Origin of the sequence: Mediterraneibacter hominis (genome assembly GCF_014287475.1) — a bacterium.
Taxonomy (GTDB): Bacteria; Bacillota; Clostridia; order Lachnospirales; family Lachnospiraceae; genus Mediterraneibacter; species Mediterraneibacter hominis.
The window spans coordinates 63416-79310 of record NZ_JACOPF010000006.1; the positions used below are offsets into that span (position 1 = coordinate 63416).

Sequence of the window (15895 nt, forward strand, 5' to 3'; positions counted from 1 at the left end):
GGTTTATGGGCAGAAATATAAAAAGGATTCTGATCATAGGAATGAGTATCATAAGTAGTCTTGCCGTTGGAATTATACGAACAGAGGCGGCAGAAGCGACCTCTAGTTTTGGTTCTGCTTCTTATGAATGGATGCAGGGTATAGAATCTCCGATAGGGGTATATGTTTCCTCTGATACGCCTATCTATTACATGGAGATGATAGTAACCTATGATCCGGAAATACTGCAGTATAGTTCTGGAGGAGAACTGGAGGAAGAAGGAAGAATAAAAGTAGAAATTGTAGGAGAAGAAAGTATAGAAGTAAGCCAGATGCTGTATTTCGTCCCACTTTGTTCAGGAACTACTGACATTACTATTGAAAATGTAATTGTACAGTATGAATCTGGCGAGACGGCTGCTGTAGCATCAACATCTGCTCCTATAACAGTACCGTTGGAAGAAGGGTGTGCATTAAAGTCCCTGTTAGTTAATGGAAAGATAATTGAAGGGTTTCAACCAGATATTTTGTCATATACCTTAGATTTGGCAGAAAATATTGAGAAGGTAGAAGTTACGGCAGTTGCAGACTCAGATACAACTACAGTGGAAATATCGGATACATCACTGGTTATAGGAGAAAACAGAATATGGATTACGACAATGAATGAGGAAGGAAAGCGTGCAGTTTATACACTTACAGTAAACAGGGTGCAGAATCTATCAGGAGAAGGAACGACAAAAGAAGAAAAGACAAGACACCAAGAAGTTGAGGTACTCAGAGAGGAAAAAGAGGAAGGTGGCAACGATATACAGAGAATAGTGTTCCTTATTTTGGCCGGACTGTTTTTTATATTAGCGGTATTACTCTTTCTACTAATACGTATTTCTGAACGAAAGAGAAGAAACAGACGCAGATGTAGGGCAAAGAGAATAGCCTATCAGAAAGCGGATCTTCTGAAAAAGGTTAGAGAAAACGACAGACAGAAAGAAGTTTTAAATAAAACTAGTGAAATAGAAATAGATGTGCAGCACGTTACGATGATCTTTAAACGGGAAAAGGATGAGGCTACCAGCATTAAGGAATTATTAATCCGAACAATTAAAAGACAGAGAAGTTATGAGCTGTTTAAAGCTCTGGATGATGTAAGTTTTACTGTGTATAAAGGAGAGGTAGTAGGAATAATAGGAACAAATGGTTCAGGAAAAAGTACCATTTTAAAGATTATATCTGGCGTGTTGGTTCCGACAAAGGGACAGGTTATAGTAGACAAGAACAAGATACAACTGTTGACTTTGGGGACAGGATTTGACTTTGAACTGACCGGACGGGAGAATGTATACCTGAACGGGGCGATCATTGGTTATACAAAGGAATTTATAGATGAGAAATATGAGGAGATTGTAAAATTTGCAGAGCTGGAAGGATTTATGGAAGAGAAAGTAAGAAATTATTCTTCTGGTATGGTATCTAGACTGGGATTTGCTATTGCTACTATCCGAGATACACCGGAAATCCTGATTTTAGATGAAGTACTAAGTGTAGGAGATATGTTTTTCCAGAAGAAGAGTTCGGCAAGGATTAAGGAGATGATGAATGGAGGTTCCACTGTACTGATTGTATCTCATTCTACTTCAGTCATAAAAAGTAACTGTACAAAGGCAGTGTGGATAGAAAAAGGAAGATTGCGCGCATTCGGTACACCGGAGGAAGTATGTGAGGTATATGAAAAAATGAATCAAGAATGATGACAACAGTATAAAGAACAGATATCTAGGATAAGACCAAGAATTAAGTTGAAAAAGGAACGATGACAATGAACAGCACAAGAAAGATAGACTGGATTTATATGCTCCTTGTAAACAAGGTGCCGGGAATACGGGAAAGATATAAACGGAGACGGAATAGTACAAAAGGTGTGGGAAGAATAGGAGCATGGTTGTATCTATTTTGGTTGAACCTTATATATCATGTATTCCGGTACAAAAAACTAAACGTTTTAGAAAAATATCCGTATTACGAAGCTAAACATTTATATAGTAAAGGGAGTGAATCGTCGCTGTCAAAACGAGAGAGCCCTGAAATGTTGGCAAAAAGACTTGAGCAGTATGATGTTGTGTCCTTTGACGTGTTTGACACATTGATTTTACGTCCCTTTTCTGAACCAGCAGATTTATTTTATATTCTGGGGGAAGAACTAGGATATATGGACTTTAGAAGAATCCGTATAGAGATGGAATTAAGAGCAAGAGAAGAAAAATACGAAAAGGAAAATCACTATGAAGTAAACTTGTCAGAAATCTATGATTTATTTTCAAGGGAAGCGGGAATTGATAAGAAGATAGCAATGAAGCGGGAAATAGAAATGGAAAAAACATACTGTTTTGCAAATCCGTACATGCGCAGGGCAGTAGAAATACTCAGAAATAGTCATAAAAGAATAATCATTACATCAGATATGTATCTTAATGCAGAACAGATAAAGGCATTGCTGAAAAGCTGCGGGTATGAACAGTTTGATGCGTATTACGTTTCCTGTGATGTGGGTAAGTCGAAAAGTGAAGGGAGTCTGTATAAAGAGGTTAAAAAACAAGAAGAATACCTTTGGAATAAAAACACGATAGAGAATCAGATAAATAGACAAGATTTAGAAAGAAAGAAACTCTCTTTTATCCACATAGGAGATAACTATATAGCAGATATAGAAAATGCAAAAAAGCAGGGATTAGATACTGTCCATTATGTAAATGTAAATGTAGCAGGAGCACAATATAGAGCAGAGGATATGTCTGTTGTTATAGGAAGTATTTATCGTGGAATTGTAAATACACATATCCATAATGGACTTTATGAATATACAAGGGAATATGAATATGGGTTTATTTATGGTGGATTGTTTGTAACAGGATATTGTCAGTTTATCCATGAGTATAGAAAAATACATCAGATAGATAAGATTCTGTTCTTTGCTCGAGACGGTTATATCCTAATGAAGGCATATGAAAAATTATATCCTAATGAAGCAGAGAGTGTGCAGTATGTATATTGGTCACGTTTAGCTGCGGTAAAGATGGCAGCAGAATATTTTAAGTATGACTATTTTAGACGGTTCCTGTATCACAAAGTAAATCAAGAATATACATTGGAAGAAATAATGAAATCAATGGAGCTTGATGACATGCTGAAAACATTATGTACAGAGTGTCAACTGTTACCGCAGACTAATTTAACTGAAAAAAATGTAGATAAGGTTAAACAATTCCTATTAAAAAATTGGGATTATGTATTGGAACATTATAAAGAACAGCTTAAAGCGGGAAAACAGTATTTTGAAGAGATTTTGAAATGTTGTAATAAAGTTGTTGCGGTAGATATTGGCTGGGCAGGGAGTGGAGCACTTAGTTTAGATTATATTGTAAATAAACTTTGGAAAATGAATTGTAAGATAATAGGAATCATTGCAGGAACGAATACCTGCCATAATACCGAACCAGATGTAGGAGAGGCCTTTCTTCAGATGGAAAAGCTCGTAAGTTATTTATATTCTCAAAGAGAAAATAGGGATTTGTGGAAGTTTCACGATCCGGGAAAAGGACATAATCTTTATTGGGAGATGCTGTTGGATGCTCCTCATGGGAGTCTAAAAGGATTTTATTTTGATGAGAAAGGAGAATGGAAATGTGAGTTAAAAAAGGAAAGTAGAAATAAAAGAGAGATAGAAGATATACAGAAAGGAATTCTAGATTTTGTTACTTTGTATGACAAGGTTCAAAAGAAAGAAAATAAAATTTTTAAAATTGGGGGACGAGACGCATATGCACCATTGCTTAACGTAGAAAATGATGTAAATAGGCAATTTATGAAAGAAATGGAAAGCCTTATGGACAGTACAAATATTGAGTAATAGGAGGAATAAGTAATGAAAATAATAGGTGTGATTCCTGCAAGATATAAATCTTCACGATTTCCGGGCAAACCGTTGGCAGATATTTGTGGTAAACCAATGATTTGGTGGGTGTATACCCAGTGCATAAAAGTAAAAGAATTTGATCAAGTTTATGTAGCTACAGATGATGAACGTATAAGAGAAGCCTGTGAAGCAAATAATATAAATGTGGTAATGACGTCAGATAGACATCTAACAGGGACAGATCGTGTAGGAGAAGTGGCGCGGAAAATAAAAGCAGATTTATATGTCAATATTCAAGGCGATGAACCGCTTATAGAGCCGGAGAATATAAGAAAAGCAATTTTACCATTTTTTGAGGATGACAGTCTTTTGGTTTCTAATCTTATGACGCAGATTATAGATCCTGTAGATGTAGTAAATTTTACAGTACCCAAAGTTATAACCAATAGAGAAAATGAAGGCGTATATTTGACACGAAGCACAGCACCATATCCAAAAGGTGCTATTGATTATTCGTATTATAAGCAGGTATGTGTATATGGATTTAGGCCAGAAGCACTTAAATTTTATTGTGAGTATGGCGAAAAATATGGAAAAGGAAAAATAGAAGCGATTGAAGATATAGAGATACTGAGGTTCATTGAAAATAAATATCGTGTAAAATTTATTGAAGTCGATTCGGACACAGTCGCGGTAGATACGTTAAATGATTTAAAGAAAGTAAATAAAATGGTGAAAAATATGCAGGGAAATTAGGGGAACAAAGGAGAGAAACTATGGGCTTTATATATACAAAAGAAATGACAGAAGGTGTTAGAAGCTCCAGAAAAATATTTGGAATTCCTGTATATAAAAGAGAGGATAGTAAAGATGGGGCTGTAAAAAGAAAGTATTTTATGGGAATATGGAGTACTTTTTCAGATAGGTACCAAAAGTGCTACTATTTTTTGGGGCTTCGGATTTTAAAAAGAAAAAATTTAAGTGGCTGGAACTATGAACAGGATAAACAGCTGAAAAATCTAGAAAATATCGTAAACGAACAGAGGAATGAAATACAAAATGTACTAAAATCAATTGGTCAGATGCATAATAAATTAAATAAAATTTATGCTGAGACTAGTAACGTAAAAACATTGATTCAGTGTCAGGAACTACATAAACAAACTTTTGGGCCGTATAAAAACTCTATGTTAGGACGGACTGTTGTTCTTGTGGCTTCAGGACCGACAGTAAAGTACCATCAGCCTATACAAGAAGCTATCTATGTAGGAGTAAATAACGCGTGTGCACTTGAAAATGTCAAGTTTGATTATCTGTTTTGCCAGGATTTTTATATGGATGAAGAAAAAAGAAAGAATATTGCTCTATATAGAGGAGATAAATGCAAAAAATTTTTTGGTAGGATTCCAGACAGACGTATGGAACATTGTAGAACGACACCAGGAGCTCAGCATGTAAGGAGGGCACCACGGTATTTGGTAGATATGGCGAAAGCAGAAGAATATTATGTATACGACTATCAAATGAGCAATATTGCGTATGACATTGAACTGGAACCTCTGCATCCAGGAGGAATTGCATTCAGTGCAATGCAGTTTATACTGCATTGTCATCCTGAAAAGATTTATATAGTAGGTTGTGACTGTTCTTCTGGATTTTTTTATCAATCGGATATTACATTTGACAATTCATGGATGGTTAAGATATGGAAAGAATTTAAAATATATATTGATGAATTATATCCTGACATAAAAATTATTTCTTTGAATCCAGTCGGACTAAGAGGGATTTTTGAAGACCATTATACAGAAGAATACCTAGAGGAGGTAGAAATTTAGAGTATGGAAAATTTAAAAATAAAAAGTTCATTTATTTTAGATTGTACATTACGTGACGGCGGATATTGTAACGAATGGAAATTTGGAAAAGGAAACATAAAAAAGATTATTGGCAGCCTCGTTTCCGCTAAGATCGATTTTATAGAATGTGGTTTTCTTAAAAATAATTTTCAATACGATGATAATGCAACAAATTTTGAGAATATAGAACAGATTATTCCATATATTGGGAAAAAAGATAATACGAAACTCTATCTTGCAATGGTAAATTATGGACAATTCGATATATCTACCTTACCTGTGTACGATGGTACATCTATTGATGGGATTAGAGTGGCATTCCATAAAAAGGATGTTAAAGAAGCAATTGAATGGTGTGCCCAAATAAAGGAAAAGGGTTACAAAGTATTTATACAGCCTATGGTTTCAATGAATTATACAGACGAAGAATTTTTAAAATTGATTCACTGTGCAAATGAAGTAAAACCGTATGCTTTTTATATAGTGGATAGCTTTGGAGTAATGAAAAAGAATAATTTAATTCGTCTTTTTTATCTGGTAGAGAATAACTTGGATAAAGATATATTAATAGGGTACCATGCACATAATAATATGCAGCTTGCATACTCAAACGCGCAGGCATTGTTGGAAGTACATTCTATTCATAGTTTGATTATAGACTCAAGTGTATATGGAATGGGGCGGGGAGCCGGAAATTTAAATACGGAATTGATAACAGAATATTTAAATGAGAATTTTGGGAAGGCATACAGGCTAGAACCTCTGCTCAGGATTATAGACAGTGTATTAAGTCATTTTTATAGGCAGACTCCTTGGGGATATTCACTTCCAAATTATTTGTCGGCAAAGCACAACAGCCATCCTAATTATGCTAGTTATTTAGATGATAGAAAGACATTGACAGTCGAAAACATAAATGATGTGTTTTATCTGATGGACGAGGAAAAGAAAAATAATTACGATGAAAAATATATAGAGTCTTTATATTTTCAGTATTTAGATAGGAAGGCTGGGCGTGAGGGGCTATTTACGCTGGAATATTTATTAAAAGGAAAAGAAATTGTAATTATTGCTCCGGGAAAGTCTGTAAAGGAAGAAAAGGAAACAGTAATTGAATGGGCGGAAAAAAAGGAGTTTGTGTCGATAAGCGTAAATTTTGCATATGAGTATTACGATACAGATTTTATATTTGTAAGCAATGTACGCAGATATAAAGAGCTAGACAAAAAATTTAAAGGGAAATGGATTGTTACCACGAATGTTGAATGTGCGGAATCTGCTATTGAAGTGGGATATAAAAATTTGTTAAATGAGACGGATTGCGTTCGTGACAATGCAGTTTTAATGTTGATAAGGTTATTAATTATATCAAAAGTTAAGAGAATTTATATCGCAGGGGTTGATGGGTATAGTATGGACAAGGATAGTAATTATATAAATCCAGATATGGACAATATTAACAGTAGAAAAATATATAAAGCTGTTAATACAGGAGTGCTACAGGTTTTAAAAAAATATGCGAAAGAAGTAGATTTACGGTTTATTACGAACGAAAGATATATTCCATTTAGTGAAATAAATAGAGGGAAAAATTATGAATAATTTAAAGATAACTGTTCCAGAAAAGAAAGAAATTTTGGAATTTGCCGTAGAATCTGAGATGTATAAAAAAATTCCAGTTGATATATACGAAAACAATCTAGATTTAAAAGAGTATTATTTCCGATATGGTTATTTGTGTGTTTTCCATTATACATGGAAAAATGTAGATGCAGATTATAAAGGTGTATACCTCGATTCGCAATACTTTACTTTTTCAGAAAAGTCACATGCTCCAGTAGAAAATTATATGTATTTGAATCAAGAGGCTGTAGAAAAATACTGCTTGAACAATGAGGAATTATACCAGCATGCCATTAAGAAAGCGGATGGAATAATCAACTACAAAAAAGAAGCAGCAGCACCGTGTAAAGAGATTGCAAGGAGACATTTATTTCTAGATAGAAACCAAAATGTGGATAAGCAGACAATTCAGGAATGCATGAAAATAGTCAAAATGTTATATCCCAATATATATGGAACCGTAGAAGAATACTTTAATGGGAATAATTGGATAAATGGTTATAGTTTTATATTGCGGAACGATATATTTAACGAATTAGCAGAATGGGTATTCAACATATTAAATGTTTTATCAAGAAAATACTCAGGTAAGACATCCAGTATCCTTCTGAACGTGAATCTTGAACAAATAGGCTATTTACTAATTGAAAGCTATTTATATTTTATGATGGAGACAGGGAAATATAATTTAAAAGAGGCAAATTTGGTGAATTTTATTCATACCTCTAAGGAAGAAAGTATTTGCCCAGCCTTTTCAGAAAATAATATTTCTATACTGTTGGTCTCTAGTGAATATTATATGCCATATACAGTTACCTGTATTTGGTCCATTATAGAGAATATGTCGCCATATTATAATTATGATATTTTGGTTATGCAAAGCAGTCTGTCGGATGAAAGTAAAAAAATACTGAAGGAAATGTGTGAGAATATTTCTAATTTAGAAATACGTCCAGTAGACTTGAAACGACATTTATTCAAATATAAGCTCAACGTGAGTGAAAGAATTACAAAAGATATTTTTTATAGAACTATCGCTCCATTTGTATTAACAAATTATGAAAAGATGGTAGTTTTAGACACGGACTTAGTAGTAAATAGAGATATTGCAAAATTATACAGTATGGATTTGGAAGAGTATTGCGTAGCAGCAACCAGAGATATTGTAATTGCAGGTTTTCTAAATGGAGCGAATAAAACGGAACAAGAATACTATTTTAATGAGTGTGTTTTAAGCAATCCATTTGATTATATCAATACAGGGGTTATGGTACAGAACTACACAAAAATTCGGGAAAAATATGAATGTCAAAAATTTATGAAATTTTTCCAGGAAAAAGTATATCATGTTCAAGAGCAAGATTGCATGAATCTTTTGCTGGACGGTGAGATTAAATTTATTGATATTAGATGGAATGTAAATTCTTATAATTATTCCAGAAAAAAATATACCATCGAAAATGCTCCTCGTGAAAGATATCTGGAATATTTAGAAGCAAGAAAAAATCCATATATTATGCACTGGCCAGGTTCTGTAAAGCCTTGGGACACTCCGGATGTAGACATGGCACGCTATTTTTGGAAATATGCGAGAAAAGCTCCGTTATATGAAGTAGTATTGCTAAGATTGATTAAAGGAGAAACTGGAAAAGCAATTCAAAAGCATGAGAAGGAGATAGAAAAAGTAAAAACTGTTGCGGCATATACAGACAGTGTAGATGAGAGTTCAGAAGACATAAAAAAGCTGAATGTTAGACTGTTTCCATATAATTCGCGCAGGCGTAACTTCATAAGCAAGATATATCATAGATATATTATAAAATCAGGAAAGTGGTAATTTTAAAGGAAGAAAAAATGGACGGACTGACGATTACAAAATGTACAGGTTATACAGAATGTCAGCAGTTATTACAGGATAACGAATTTAAAGAAATTTTAGAAATGTCGCCTACAGAAGCAGAATTTTTATTCTATATAATTAAAAAATTTAATCCTAAAAACCTGCTGGAGATAGGAATTGCAGCAGGCGGTTCCTCATTACTGCTACTTGAAGCGATAAAAAATCAAAAAGATGCTGTTTTATATTCTATAGACTGCTGTAATCTGTATTACCGAGACAAAAGCTTAAAAACGGGTTATTTTGCCAAGAGGAAAATAGGATCTACAGATAAATGGAAGATATATACTGGTGGACTAGCATACGAATATATGGATACTTTTGATAAAAAGTTTGATTTTGTATTATTAGATACCCGTCATATGAATCCTGGAGAACTACTTGATTTTCTGATGGTTTACCCATATATGAGTGAGAATGCGGTACTGGTTTTGCATGATACAGCTATGCATACACTAGCCATAGAAATGCAAAGATCGATAACAAATTGTTTATTAATGAGTGCAATAAATGGCGAAAAATATATTCCGGAAACATATGAGCCAGTTTATTTTCCGTCAAAGCATCCGACAGAAAGATTACATGTAAATAAAAGATGTGTCCCTAATATTGGAGCAATAAAAATAGACAACAAATTGAAAAATAATATATACAACGTTTTTAATTTATTAAGTCTGCCATGGTATTATTTTCCAGAAACTGAAAAGTTGTCTGAAATTGGAACGTTTTTGCAAAAACATTATGATAAAAAATATATTACTTTATATGAAAGTACAGTTAATTATCAATTGCAGGTGAAAACTATCAAAGAGGAGATAAAAAATACAGAGAATTCATATCAGCAGATGAAACGGGAAATTATAAAGATGAAGAATTCAATAAATAAATTAGAACGAGAATATTTAAAAAAAGAATTTGATGGTTTGTCTGAAAAAATAGAAAAGTTACAGGCTTCTGTAAACTTAATAGAAAGGAAGTCAATATAAAATATAAGAAAAACAGAAAGAAAAAATGCAATAGGAGGATAGTGATGAAAGTAGTAATATTGGCAGGGGGATTTGGAACGCGAATTAGCGAAGAATCTCATTTAAAGCCAAAACCAATGATTGAGATAGGTGGACAGCCGATTTTATGGCACATTATGAAAGAGTATGCTTATTATGGTTTTAATGAGTTTATTATATGTGCAGGATATAAACAACAAGTTATCAAAGAATACTTTGCTAATTATTATTTGCATCGTTCAGATATTACATTTGATTTTTTGCACCAAAATGAGAAGAAGATTCACAGTAATGTAGCAGAACCTTGGAAAGTCACAATTGTGGATACAGGGTTAAATACAATGACAGGAGGAAGAATAAAAAGAATAAGAGAGTATATTGGTAATGAAACCTTTATGCTTACCTATGGCGACGGGGTATGTGATTTGAATATTTTAGATTTAACTGCATATCACAAAAAGGGTGGAAAACTTGCAACAATGACGGCTATTTTGCCAGGGGGACGTTTTGGTACTTTATCTATCGGGAAGGATAATGTAGTAAGTCATTTTGCTGAAAAGAGAAAAGAAGATGGTGGTTGGATTAATGGCGGATACATGGTACTGGAACCAGAGATATTTAATTATATTGAGGGAGATTTTACTACATTTGAAAGAGAACCGTTGGAACGGTTATCAGCAGAAGGACAGCTTCAGGCGTATAAGTATGATGGGTTTTGGCAATGTATGGATACAATGCGAGATAAAATGTTATTAGAGGAATTGCTGGAAAAAGATGAGGCACCTTGGAAAGTGTGGGATAAATGAACTTGAGTTTTTACAGAGGGAAGAAGATATTGGTAACAGGACATACTGGATTTAAAGGTAGTTGGATGTGTATGTTGTTGAAAATGCAGGGGGCAGATGTGATTGGATATAGTCTGTTGCCGGAAAAGACTCCTAATTTGTTTGAGATAGCAAACATAGAAAAGGATATGACTTCTATTATAGGGGACATTCGCAATTTAAGTGTGCTGGATGAAACGTTTGACAGATATAAGCCAGAAATTGTAATACACATGGCGGCACAGCCTCTTGTCAGAGAAAGTTATATAAATCCAGTTTATACTTATGAGACAAATGTAGTTGGAACAGTTAATATTCTGGAGGAAATACGTAGACATGATAGTGTAAAATCTTTTGTAAATGTGACAACTGATAAAGTATATAAAAATAATGAATGGGAGTGGGGATATCGTGAAAATGAAATATTGGATGGATATGATCCCTATTCTAATTCAAAATCCTGTTCAGAGCTAGTAACGAGCTCCTATAAAAGAGCTTTTTTCTTCAACAGACAAGTTGCGGTATCAACGTGCCGTGCAGGTAATGTAATCGGTGGAGGAGATTTTTCAAAAGATCGCATTATACCAGATTGTATACGTGCAATGGAACAAGGGAATAAAATTATGGTGCGTAATCCATATTCAGTTCGGCCCTATCAGCACGTATTAGAGCCAATATGTGCTTATCTAAAACTGGCAGAAGCACAATATAAAGATAAAAGCCGATATGAAGGAAGCTATAATATAGGTCCTGGGGATGAAGATTGTGTAACAACTGGAGAACTAGTAGAACTTTTTTGCCGTTCCTGGGGAAAAGGGGCTTCCTGGGAAAACATTTCTGAAAAAAATGCTCCCCATGAGGCTTCATTTTTAAAATTAGACTGTTCACATATAAAAAAGGTTTTAAAGTGGAAACCTAAATGGCATGTGAATGAGGCTGTCAGAAAAAGTGTAGAATGGGGACAGGCCTATTTAGATGGAAATGATGTAAAAGATATAATGGCTAAACAAATCCTATCATATTTGAATGAAACTTCAGGAGAGCAGTAAATATGAAAAAAGTTTTTATTACCGGAGCATCTGGGTTTATAGGAAAAAATTTGATAAACAGACTTTTAGAAACAGAAGTAGAAATATATGCATTAGTTATGAAAAATGAAATAGAAAGGATACCAAAGAATAATCACTTAATTCCGGTTATAGGTAACTTAAATGATGTGGAAGAAATAGAACACCAAATTAAGGATGTCAAGTTTGACGTAATTTTCCACTTGGCATGGGAGGGAGTAAGTACTTCTTACAAAAATGAATTTCATATTCAGATGAAAAATATTAATTATGCTCTCAATATTATGCAGATTGCAAGAAGATATAGGTGCAAAAAAGTTATTATAACAGGTTCTGTAAGTGAATATGCATATTGTAAAAAAATCAGTAGCGACCAAATGCCTATACCGAGTGATTTTTACAGTGCCACCAAGGCAAGTGTTCATATATATTGTGACTTTTTTGCGCGGTTATATAAAGATGTTTCTCTAAACTGGACTGTGATTTCTAGTATTTACGGTCCGGGAAGAGAAGATGACAATATTCTTTCTTATACAATTAAAGCATTACTTTATCATCAAGATACACAATATACAAAATTGGAACAAATGTGGGATTATGTATATATTGATGATGTAATTAGTGCATTGCTGTTGATAGCCAGAAAAGGAATAGCGGGAAAGATGTACCAGATTGGTAGCGGGCAAGCAAGAATGCTGAAGGAATATATTATTATGGTGAAGCAATCAATAGATTCTGAAGCAATATTAGGAATTGGAAAAATACCATATAAAACAGAAAGAATCGATAATTCCATAGTGGACATCCGAGAATTGCAGAAAGATACAGGATACTGTCCAGCGGTTACATTTGAAACAGGGATCGAAAAGACAATAGCATATTTTAGAAAACGGAGTGTATGAAATGTATGATTATTTAGTGGTGGGAACAGGCTTAAGCGGAGCTGTTGTCGGGCGTTATCTGGCGGAGCAAAAGAATGCGAAAGTACTCATGTATGAAAAACGTGGACACATAGCTGGTAATATCTATGACTATTATGATAAGAATGGAATTATGGTTCAAAAATATGGACCTCATATATTTCATACAAGTATAAAACGCGTAGAAGAGTATGTGAAAAGATGGTGCCCATGGAATAGTTTTTATTTGGAATGTTCTGTATATATGAACGGAAAGTATACCCCTTCTCCTTTTAATTTTTCTACAATAGATACATTTTTTTCAGCAAAAAAGGCAGAAATGATTAAAAAGCATATAGCTTTAGAATATGGCTCTCTTGATAAGGCTACAATTGTTCAAATGCTGAATAGCACAGATGCAGTTGTAAAAGAATATGCGAAATTTTTATATGATAATGACTACCGATTATATACAGCAAAACAATGGGGGATTTCACCGGACGAGATAGACATTAGTGTATTACAGCGAGTACCGGTTTTATTTTCTTATAAGACAGGATATTTTGATGATAGTTTCCAGGCAATGCCAGAAGGCGGGTTTACTAAATTTGTACAAAAAATTTTAAAGCATCCTAATATAACAATAAAGTGTGGTATAAATGCTGCAGAGAAGCTTTATATAGACAAAGGAAAAGTTTATACTGAGGGACATGAAGCGATACCTGTAGTTTATACAGGACCTTTAGACGAATTATTTGGCTATAAATATGGAAAGTTGCCTTATCGTTCACTGAGATTCGAATGGAAAACATTGGGAATAGACAGCTACCAGAAAACCCCAGTTGTAGCATATCCACAGGAACCAGGATATACAAGAATTACGGAATATAAAAAGCTTCCACCGCAACAGAAAAAAGATAAAACTACAATTGCTCTTGAATATCCTCTTCCAGTAAACGACAGTGAGGAGTTGGAACCATATTATCCGGTTCCTACAGATGAAAATAAAACACAATATTTGAAATACCGTAGAATTACGGATTCTCTTGACAACTTTTATATCTGTGGAAGGCTTGCTGAGTATAAGTATTATAATATGGATCAGGCGATAGACCGTGCTTTTGAGGTATGTGATATGTTAGAAAACAAAAAGAAACTATGTTAGGACAGGCCTATGAATGATGAAGTAAATAGGGTGAATTTTGTAGAAATACAACAAAGCATTGATGCTGTATATTATGAGACAAGTAATCTAAAAAATATGATTCAATGTCAAAGAATTCATAAAAAGTCTTTCCAAGGATATAGAAACTGTTTTAAGGGAAAAACGGTAGTTCTAATGGGAGCAGGCCCTACTGCAAAGCGCCATAAAAAGATAAAAGACGCAGTGTATGTTGGCGTAAATAATGCATGTCTATTGCCCCAGGTACAATTTAATTATTTATTTTGTCAAGATTTTTATATGAATGCAGAGAAGAAACATGCAATATTAAATTATAGAAAGGAATCTTGTACTAAGTTTTTTGGGATTATACCGGATAAAAGGATACAGAGTTGCAGAAATACAGAGTGCGCTAAACATGTTAGAAGATGTCCTAAATATTATATTATTGATGGAAATGCAAAAACGTATTATATATACGATCTTTATCAGAATAAAATTGCACTGGATATAGAAAATGAACCTCTGAAGGCAGACGGCATTATTTTTTGTGCATTACAATTTATATTACACTGCCATCCGAGTAAAATATATATAGTAGGATGTGACTGTACTTCCGGTTTTTTTTATGAGTCAGAAATAACTTTTGACAACACGTATATGATAGAAATGTGGCATGAATTTAAGGAATATATAGATGAATTTTATTCAGATATAGAAATTGTATCTATAAATCCGGTTGGATTAAAGGGATTATTTATTGACTATTATGATGAATAGGAAGAGATACACAGCTCAATTCATATTAAGAAGGGATTAACCTATGATGAAAAATCAACGAACAAAACGGATATGGTATAAGTTAACAGGCTATTTTTTCATAGCCCTCTATGCCCTCTGTGCGATTGCCTTCCTTACCTTCTGTGCGGACTTACACATGTTTCCAGTAACCTACATGGTGATCGCAGCGGCGGTATTTGCTATCTTTGGGGTTATATTTGCTATCATGCAGGAGAAATTTATCCTTTCGATTGTGTCGGACATACTGTGCACATTGCTGGCGGCGGGCTGTATTTTTGGATGTTATTATATCCATAAGACGAATACGACCATTCAGGAGGTTGCCACTGCGGATAAGCAGACAGATATAGTGTCTGTATATGTGATGAAGGAAGATCCTGCACAGAGTATCGAGGACGCGGCGGATTACTCTTTTGGAATCAGCACGACCATTGACAGAAAGAATACGGACAAGACGGTGAAGAAGCTGGAGGAAACTCTGGGAAATACACTGGATACACAGGAATATGACAATGTGTTTGACATGGCGGATGATTTGAAGGAAGGAAAACTAGGTGCGATTATTTTAAACAGCGCGTATCTGGGAATTATCGCGGATGTGGAAGGCTATGAATGGGCGGGAACCGACTTGCGGGAAATTACGAATGTGGCACATGAAGCAGAAGAGGAAGAGACAGCGGCAGTGCCGGACAATGTACCGGATACTTTTATCATGTATTTAAGTGGGATTGATACCTACGGAGGAGTGTCGGCACGCTCCAGAAGTGATGTGAATATCCTTGCTGTGGTAAACACAGAGACAAAAAATGTTCTGCTGCTCTCTACGCCTCGTGACTATTATGTGGAATATTCTGTGACGGGAGGAGCAAA

At 34.3% G+C, this 15895-nt stretch carries 12 protein-coding genes and 1 pseudogene; all 13 read left to right on the top strand.

Features of this window, described 5'->3' with window-relative positions; translation table 11 throughout:
* Positions 1 to 5: 5 nt before the first annotated feature.
* Positions 6 to 1727 (top strand): ATP-binding cassette domain-containing protein, encoded by a 1722-nt coding sequence (locus H8S37_RS17590; RefSeq protein WP_186877274.1) that lies wholly within the window; start codon positions 6 to 8, stop codon positions 1725 to 1727.
* A 68-nt stretch (positions 1728 to 1795) separates the two neighbouring features.
* Positions 1796 to 3883 carry an HAD family hydrolase gene (locus H8S37_RS17060; RefSeq protein WP_186877275.1) on the top strand — a complete coding sequence of 696 codons (2088 nt, stop codon included), beginning with the start codon at positions 1796 to 1798 and terminating at the stop codon, positions 3881 to 3883.
* Between the two features lie 15 nt (positions 3884 to 3898).
* Positions 3899 to 4645, top strand: a complete 747-nt coding sequence (locus tag H8S37_RS17065) for a 3-deoxy-manno-octulosonate cytidylyltransferase (RefSeq protein WP_186877276.1) — start codon at positions 3899 to 3901, stop codon at positions 4643 to 4645.
* Between the two features lie 20 nt (positions 4646 to 4665).
* Entirely contained in the window at positions 4666 to 5727 is a 1062-nt protein-coding gene (locus H8S37_RS17070) for a hypothetical protein (protein ID WP_186877277.1), read from the top strand.
* 3 nt (positions 5728 to 5730) lie between these two features.
* Positions 5731 to 7350, top strand: coding sequence for an aldolase catalytic domain-containing protein (locus H8S37_RS17075; RefSeq protein ID WP_186877278.1), 1620 nt, complete (start codon positions 5731 to 5733; stop codon positions 7348 to 7350).
* A complete protein-coding gene (locus H8S37_RS17080) occupies positions 7343 to 9208 on the top strand; it encodes a glycosyltransferase (RefSeq protein ID WP_186877279.1) in 1866 nt (621 codons plus the stop codon). Before H8S37_RS17075 ends, H8S37_RS17080 begins: the two co-directional genes overlap by 8 nt.
* Before the next feature lie 17 nt (positions 9209 to 9225).
* Positions 9226 to 10254 carry a class I SAM-dependent methyltransferase gene (locus H8S37_RS17085; protein WP_186877280.1) on the top strand — a complete coding sequence of 343 codons (1029 nt, stop codon included), beginning with the start codon at positions 9226 to 9228 and terminating at the stop codon, positions 10252 to 10254.
* A 44-nt stretch (positions 10255 to 10298) separates the two neighbouring features.
* Positions 10299 to 11078 carry a glucose-1-phosphate cytidylyltransferase gene (gene rfbF, locus H8S37_RS17090; RefSeq protein WP_186877281.1) on the top strand — a complete coding sequence of 260 codons (780 nt, stop codon included), beginning with the start codon at positions 10299 to 10301 and terminating at the stop codon, positions 11076 to 11078.
* A complete protein-coding gene (gene rfbG / locus H8S37_RS17095; protein WP_186877282.1) occupies positions 11075 to 12145 on the top strand; it encodes a CDP-glucose 4,6-dehydratase in 1071 nt (356 codons plus the stop codon). Before rfbF ends, rfbG begins: the two co-directional genes overlap by 4 nt.
* Before the next feature lie 2 nt (positions 12146 to 12147).
* On the top strand, positions 12148 to 13065 hold the full coding sequence (locus H8S37_RS17100) for an NAD-dependent epimerase/dehydratase family protein (RefSeq protein WP_186877283.1): 918 nt from the start codon (positions 12148 to 12150) through the stop codon (positions 13063 to 13065).
* A gap of 1 nt (position 13066) precedes the next feature.
* Positions 13067 to 14227 (top strand): UDP-galactopyranose mutase, encoded by a 1161-nt coding sequence (gene glf / locus H8S37_RS17105; RefSeq protein ID WP_186877284.1) that lies wholly within the window; start codon positions 13067 to 13069, stop codon positions 14225 to 14227.
* A gap of 9 nt (positions 14228 to 14236) precedes the next feature.
* The gene (locus tag H8S37_RS17110; RefSeq protein ID WP_186877285.1) at positions 14237 to 15004 is read left to right on the top strand and encodes a hypothetical protein; all 768 of its coding nucleotides are present in this window, start codon (positions 14237 to 14239) and stop codon (positions 15002 to 15004) included.
* Between the two features lie 43 nt (positions 15005 to 15047).
* Positions 15048 to 15895: pseudogene (locus H8S37_RS17115) on the top strand (hypothetical protein); the annotation flags it as partial.

What these genes read in the sequence shown, in the direction of transcription:
- rfbF (WP_186877281.1), top strand. Translation starts at nt 10,299, where the DNA reads ATGAAAGTAGTAATATTGGCAGGGGGATTTGGAACGCGAATTAGCGAA.
- H8S37_RS17110 (WP_186877285.1), top strand. Translation starts at nt 14,237, where the DNA reads ATGAATGATGAAGTAAATAGGGTGAATTTTGTAGAAATACAACAAAGC.
- H8S37_RS17085 (WP_186877280.1), top strand. Translation starts at nt 9,226, where the DNA reads ATGGACGGACTGACGATTACAAAATGTACAGGTTATACAGAATGTCAG.
- glf (WP_186877284.1), top strand. Translation starts at nt 13,067, where the DNA reads ATGTATGATTATTTAGTGGTGGGAACAGGCTTAAGCGGAGCTGTTGTC.
- H8S37_RS17590 (WP_186877274.1), top strand. Translation starts at nt 6, where the DNA reads ATGGGCAGAAATATAAAAAGGATTCTGATCATAGGAATGAGTATCATA.
- H8S37_RS17070 (WP_186877277.1), top strand. Translation starts at nt 4,666, where the DNA reads ATGGGCTTTATATATACAAAAGAAATGACAGAAGGTGTTAGAAGCTCC.
- H8S37_RS17065 (WP_186877276.1), top strand. Translation starts at nt 3,899, where the DNA reads ATGAAAATAATAGGTGTGATTCCTGCAAGATATAAATCTTCACGATTT.
- H8S37_RS17060 (WP_186877275.1), top strand. Translation starts at nt 1,796, where the DNA reads ATGAACAGCACAAGAAAGATAGACTGGATTTATATGCTCCTTGTAAAC.
- rfbG (WP_186877282.1), top strand. Translation starts at nt 11,075, where the DNA reads ATGAACTTGAGTTTTTACAGAGGGAAGAAGATATTGGTAACAGGACAT.
- H8S37_RS17075 (WP_186877278.1), top strand. Translation starts at nt 5,731, where the DNA reads ATGGAAAATTTAAAAATAAAAAGTTCATTTATTTTAGATTGTACATTA.
- H8S37_RS17080 (WP_186877279.1), top strand. Translation starts at nt 7,343, where the DNA reads ATGAATAATTTAAAGATAACTGTTCCAGAAAAGAAAGAAATTTTGGAA.
- H8S37_RS17100 (WP_186877283.1), top strand. Translation starts at nt 12,148, where the DNA reads ATGAAAAAAGTTTTTATTACCGGAGCATCTGGGTTTATAGGAAAAAAT.